Below are 6,000 nucleotides of genomic sequence, written 5' to 3' on the forward strand. Positions count from 1 at the left end.
ATCTACAAAAATCCTACAATCTCTCTTTTGGGGGCGGTACAATCCCACTCTTATTTAAACCTTGATCAATGTTTTTTAACAGTTGAAAATCTTCCTCTGGTAAAGGATAGCTGCTACTACTAAATACGCCTGCACTCACCGCAGGTTGTTTTTCTAAAAAAGAAAAAGCTTGGCGAAATTGACGCGGTTCGGCTTTAATTGGGGCATCAAAATGACAGGGAATAATCCATTCAAAATTCCAACTAGCAACTTTATTCGCCCAGTTAATAGTCTCTTGGGGTGCGCGGTTGAGAATTAGTGTCTGTAAGATAGGTGCGACAAATAAACGTCCATCACCACGTACTGCATCAAAAGAACGCAGCCAATCATATCGCCATTTAAAGGGATATAGTCCAAAATAAGCTTTAAATGACCGTTCTGGGGCTTTTAAGGCATCGCGAAAGACTTCAGCCCAACGAGGAACTTCTAAGGCACTAGGGCTAAAATACAAGGCAAATAGGGTGATGCGTTGCCATCCTTTGCGACGGTTGGCGGGTGTATCGGCAACGATATCGGCGGCTTGGTCTTTAGCGTGAAATAGTAAGGCGTAGGGGTCTAACTGGACGATCGCAGGCGGATTTTCTGGTATAGAAATAATCGTATCTGTAACTAGTAGGGTGTGCGATCGCCTGTGTAGAAATGCCACCTCTGCAAATTTACCAGTGCCAAGGTCAATAGTATCTAATATTGCATAGTCGAACTCATCACCAAAAGGAGTTTGACTACTATCGGCTGGTAGTATGTGGGTGCGTTGAGGAGGTAAACCCAGCCAACTCAGGGGCAAATTAAGCGGAAAACTCCATTGATTTGGTGCAACAAACACCTGTGCTTGCGGAAATTGCCTAGCAAAAGGCCCGACAAATACTTTATGTTCTAAACCAGAAATCGTAGGCAGAATAATATATTTCACATCCCCATGTTCTGCCACTAATTCCTTGACTAGACTAATACATTCACGAGTCGGGGCGACTGGCGCATAAACCAACAGCCCACCCTCATTTAATTTCACCACCGTCATCCGAATAGGGACAATCACATAAAAAACGCCCTGCATCTGGTCAAAAGTCCAGATTGTATCTTTAATAACTTCTTGCCGCAGCGTTCGCCGCTTGCTGTATGGATAAAGCGGTAAAGTAAACCAAAAAGGCCAAGTAAAATCTTTCAGACTCATTTTATCTGGGAATGGGGCATTGGGCATTGGGAATTGGGCATTGGGCATTGGGCATTGGGAATGGGAGACAAGGTAGAGAAAATGGCTAATGACTAATGACTATTGACTAACTCAGCAATTTTACCTGGAATTAACTGTTCAACGTTACTTAAAACTATGGTTGCGCCTGCTTTGATTAGTGTTTGGGTGTAAGATTCCGCGCGTTCTGTGGTTTCTTGGACATGGGGCGGTAAAATACCTACACCAATCCAATTGCGATGAGGTTGCAGTTCTTTGGCTTTGCCGACGGTGTACATATCGGCTACAGTATCACCTACGTATATAATGCTGGATGTCTCTTCTGAGTTATTTTCTATTTGTTTGAGGGTCGCAAATAATCCTGTGGGATCTGGTTTACCTGGTGCATCTTCCATTGCAATCAAAACTGGAGATTGTAAACCGAGACGTTTTTCTAATACATAGGTAGCAGAACCACGAGTAGCACCACTGAAAAAACCCCAAGCAATATCCGCTTGTGTTAGTTGTTCTAAATAGCTAGGTTTTAATAATAACGGTTCATCACAGATATACCCTGTCCAATTTTCGGGGTCTGTTCCACGATAACGAGATTGAAAAAATGTAACTATAGTTTCGTAGTTGAGTTGTAATTGTTCGCGTGGTGTTCCTTGGTTTGCAAAGTAACGGTAAATCAATTCCTGGGATGCTTCCCAATCGTTATTCCAAATCCCTTCTGATTTGAGTTGGTCAATTTCTAGCGATGTGGGACGATAAGCTTTGTTAGTAAAATGCTCTACTGTGTCTGCTAATGCCCGACGATAGGAACTACCAACGTCACGGATCACACCATCAATATCAAATACAACGATCGCTTTTTTTGAAGATTCTTTCATCATAATTCTAGGAATGGGGCATAGGACATGGGAAATGGGGCATGGGGCATTGGGTATGGGAATATGTCTTGAATGATGCTTATGGGTTAGTTTCTGTTGCCTATGGATTTGAGATAGGCGTTGAGTTTGGGTAGTAATTTGTCTAGGATGGGTTTAAAGTTGGTGACATCTTCGTCTTGCAATAACTTTCTGACGTAGGCTAACCTTAACCAAGTAATTGTTTCATACAAAGAACCTCTGGCAATCTTGATAAAGTGCCTGTTTTCACGGTCATTGTATCTACCTCTACCCTCCGCAATGTTTGCACAGATACTATCAGCAGAACGCACTATTTGCTTGCCGACTGTATCTTTAGCGAAATTATCCCATTTCTTGACGATATTCCAAATTACATTAGCTAACTTTTCAGCTAATTGATATATTTCCAAATCCTCAAAATCAGGTCTATTCACAACTATGTTCTATCCCTAAATATCCCTACTAATCTTTAAAATTCCCAATTCCCCATTCCCAATTCCCCATGCCCCATGCCCCATGCCCCATTCCCAATTCCCTAATTGATTTGGTTAACTGGTGAATATTGAGTTAAAATAAGCGATCGCAAACTTAGTAAGTCATAGCCGGATATTCCCCGGAGGTATAATTGTCCAAGTTCATTTTGAAAATCCTTTGGCTAGATGAGAACGTTGCCCTGGCAGTCGATCAAGTTGTTGGCAAAGGTACAAGTCCTTTGACTAAGTATTTTTTCTGGCCTAGAAATGATGCCTGGGAAGAGTTGAAAAAAGAACTCGAATCCAAACACTGGATTTCTGATATCGACCGTGTAGAATTACTCAACAAAGCAACAGAAGTGATTAACTACTGGCAAGAGGAAGGCAGAAACCGTCCGATGGCAGAAGCACAGTTAAAATTCCCTGAAGTTGCCTTCACTGGTAGTGCTTGATTTGGGCATGGGACTGGGGATTGGGGACTGGGGACTGGGGACTGGGGACTGGGGACTGGAAGGTAGAATTTATTTCTCAACTCATTACTCAGCACGGGCTAAACGCCCCGCTTCCGCTAACAGCACTCATTACTCATTACTCAGCACTCAGCACTCAGCACTCAGCACTCCTTACTCAGCACTCAACTGCCATAGTCTAATCGTTTTGTCCCGGCTGCCACTAGCTATTAGTTGTGCAACTTGGCTGACGGCAACCGTGGATACTGAGTCTACATGACCTACGAGGGTAGTTATCTCTTGTGTTGTGTTGACTTGCCAAAGTTTGATGGTTTTGTCCCAACTGGCACTAATAAGTGTTGTGCTGTCGGTGGTGAAAGCTAAGGCGACTACTGCCCAAGAATGACCTAACAATGTGTCAATTAGCTGACCAGTGTTGACATCCCAAAATTTAATGGTGTTATCATCGCTGCCTGTAGCCAGAATTTTACCATCTGGGCTGAAGGCGATCGCTAAAACCGCCCGTGTATGACCTGAGATTGTTTCTAACAAGTCATAGCATTGGCGGTTTTTTAATTGCCACAGGCGAATTGTTCTGTCAAAGCTAGCACTAGCTAAAAGTTGTCCGTCAGGACTAAAGGCGACTGCACTCACTTGTAATTGATGTCCTATGAGGTGACAAATTTCTTTCCCTGTGTTCACATCCCATAGTTTGATTTGCTTGTCCCAACTCCCACTCGCCAAAATCTGTCCGTCGGGACTAAATGCGACTGATTTGACACTGTTTTTATGTCCTGTGAGGGTGTAAGTTAGTTGTGATGTAGGTAAATGCCATAGTTTAATACTGTGGTCATCGCTAGCGGTGGCTAAAATTTCTCCGTTAGGACTAAAAACCAGCGATGTCACTGCTTGAGAATGTCCTGATAGGGTGTTGACGAGTTTTTTTGTCTCTAAGTCCCATAATTTAATTGTTTTGCCTTCGCCACCACTAGCTAAAATTTTGCCGTCAGGACTCATGGCAAGGGTGTTAATACAACTACTATCTGTGAAAGTATAAGTACATTGCCAAAGTGGAGAGGATTGTTGACTGTAGAGAGAATATTGAGATGTGTTATTCATCCCCATTGCCAACATAACTGCATCGGCTGAGTGAAAGCGTTGGTTAATGGGTTTAGAGATGAGTTTATCAAGGATTTTGCCGAGGCGATCGCTAATTTTTGTAGTTAGATATTGTCGCCACACCCAGCCATCATTAGCAATATCAAATAAATCAAAGGGTGGAATTTGCGTCAAAAGATAAATACAAGTCACACCCAAGCTATAAAGGTCACTGGTAAATACTGGTTTACCTTGAATTTGTTCTGGTGCAGCATATTCAGGATTACCAGTCATGTTGTGATTGGTGTTAATTTCTGAGAGGATTTGAGTATTCGCAAAATCGACTAAGGTAAAATTCCCTGAGTTAGTGCGGATGATATTTTGGGGTTTGATGTCACAGTGAATCAGATGGCGATCGCTCATCAACTGCAAGACTGGTAATATCTCTTGTAAAAGCTGCCAAATTTGTCTTTCATTAAAACTACCTTCATCTGCCAATACTTGCTCTAAATTCGACCCCTGAATCAATTCCTGTACTAAATAAAAGTAACCATCCTCCTGAAAATGTGCCAATAAATTGGGAATTAGGGAATATTCTCCTATTTCTTGAATTAACTGCATCTTTAACGCAAAAGATTGGTATGTGTAATGAACACTGCTCACTTTCTGCACTATACAAAGAATTTGGGGTGATTTGCCCTCATCTACAGCCACATAAGTTTGGCAAAATCTCCCTTGACCAATTAAATTAATTAAACGATAGCGGTTTTGTAAAATATTCAACCCCACCGAACACTTTTATTTTCTACCAATTTAATACTATTTGTTGAACTTCTGCCAAATCTAAATAATCATAAACAAAAGCCTTCCGTAGAAGCGGATACGGAATAAATTCGTCATATTTTTGCATTTGTGGTGCTTCCGCATCACTCACCAAAGCTTCAGGAATAATTCTCTGCTCACATAAACTTATAATTTCTTGACGGACATCTTTAAATTTATTTTTCCCTAACTTCATAGTCAAATAATAAGGATTTACACCACCAATACTGCTAATTTCCAATGACTCACGACAGAAATTATTAACTAATCTGACTAAAGTCCGATAACCTACTGTCCCCATCCAAGGAAAAATACAGCATTTACCATTATCTAACCTGACGATATTTTGCTGATCTAATCCAGCCTGTCTCACTAACTGACGCACTGTCTGTAAACGTTGGCGAGCATTATTTTGCAAATAACTATACTCTACATCTTCTAATAATACTTGCCGCATTCTTTGCAAAACTTTAGTGTGAATCGTCCCACCACCACCACGCCAATAACTAGTAGCTTTACCCTCTACCTGCTTCACCGCAATATTTCTTTTCTTAAAATCTATCTCCAATACTTCCCAAGTCCTCCCAGCTAACCCAAACTGACTACCAACAGGAGGTGGCATGACAATACTGCCAATAGCTGTAGACCCTTGTTTCACACTATATTCTTGATTATCAGCAAACACAGCATAAAATTGAAACTTACCCACTATTTTTTCTGCTGCTACACCCAAAATTAATTTACCTTGCTCAGTGCGCTGAATATGACCAAGATCAATTAAATACAGCAGCAATAATTTATAATCTTCCTGAGAAATTTCCTGGAATGGTGGTAAATTTAAAACCTGTTTAGCTAATGCAGTCGGTGAAATTTCCTCTGTGGCTACTAAAACACTCATTGTTTGATGATACAGCAAACTCAAAGGATATTGAATTGGCTTAATTGGTTCAATCCAACGTTCTTCTAAATAAAGTTGAATAATAGCTATACATTGTAAAAGTTGCCAAGGAATTTGTTCTGGTAAAGAAGCATCTTTTGAT

At 41.0% G+C, this 6,000-nt stretch carries 6 protein-coding genes and 1 pseudogene; 2 read left to right on the forward strand and 5 right to left on the reverse strand.

Annotated features, from left to right (window positions below; all coding sequences use genetic code 11):
• Positions 1-13: 13 nt before the first annotated feature.
• The 3 genes from CV014_RS25775 to CV014_RS25785 form a co-directional block, all read right to left on the reverse strand.
• Entirely contained in the window at positions 14-1,237 is a 1,224-nt protein-coding gene (locus tag CV014_RS25775) for a DUF4336 domain-containing protein (protein ID WP_442946946.1), read from the reverse strand.
• Positions 1,238-1,302: 65 nt separating this feature from the next.
• Positions 1,303-2,103 (reverse strand): TIGR01548 family HAD-type hydrolase, encoded by an 801-nt coding sequence (locus CV014_RS25780; RefSeq protein WP_236144624.1) that lies wholly within the window; start codon positions 2,101-2,103, stop codon positions 1,303-1,305.
• An 83-nt stretch (positions 2,104-2,186) separates the two neighbouring features.
• Positions 2,187-2,552, reverse strand: coding sequence for a four helix bundle protein (locus tag CV014_RS25785; RefSeq protein ID WP_236144625.1), 366 nt, complete (start codon positions 2,550-2,552; stop codon positions 2,187-2,189).
• Between the two features lie 191 nt (positions 2,553-2,743).
• Between CV014_RS25785 and CV014_RS25790 the strand changes: the two genes are divergently transcribed.
• Together CV014_RS25790 and CV014_RS25795 are read left to right on the forward strand one after the other, a co-directional pair.
• On the forward strand, positions 2,744-3,043 hold the full coding sequence (locus CV014_RS25790; protein WP_015141290.1) for a 30S ribosomal protein PSRP-3: 300 nt from the start codon (positions 2,744-2,746) through the stop codon (positions 3,041-3,043).
• Positions 3,040-3,243, forward strand: a complete 204-nt coding sequence (locus CV014_RS25795; protein ID WP_236144626.1) for a hypothetical protein — start codon at positions 3,040-3,042, stop codon at positions 3,241-3,243. Before CV014_RS25790 ends, CV014_RS25795 begins: the two co-directional genes overlap by 4 nt.
• On the opposite strand, the gene CV014_RS25800 is transcribed toward CV014_RS25795, so the two are convergent.
• Both CV014_RS25800 and CV014_RS25805 read right to left on the reverse strand, forming a co-directional pair.
• On the reverse strand, positions 3,215-4,927 hold the full coding sequence (locus CV014_RS25800; RefSeq protein WP_236144627.1) for a serine/threonine-protein kinase: 1,713 nt from the start codon (positions 4,925-4,927) through the stop codon (positions 3,215-3,217). The two genes, CV014_RS25795 and CV014_RS25800, sit on opposite strands and share 29 nt — an antisense overlap.
• Positions 4,928-4,943: 16 nt before the next feature.
• Positions 4,944-6,000 (reverse strand): annotated as a pseudogene (locus tag CV014_RS25805) (DEAD/DEAH box helicase); the annotation flags it as partial.

The sequence above is a fragment of the Nostoc sp. CMAA1605 genome (assembly GCF_021596505.1).
In the GTDB taxonomy this organism is placed as follows: domain Bacteria; phylum Cyanobacteriota; class Cyanobacteriia; order Cyanobacteriales; family Nostocaceae; genus Trichormus.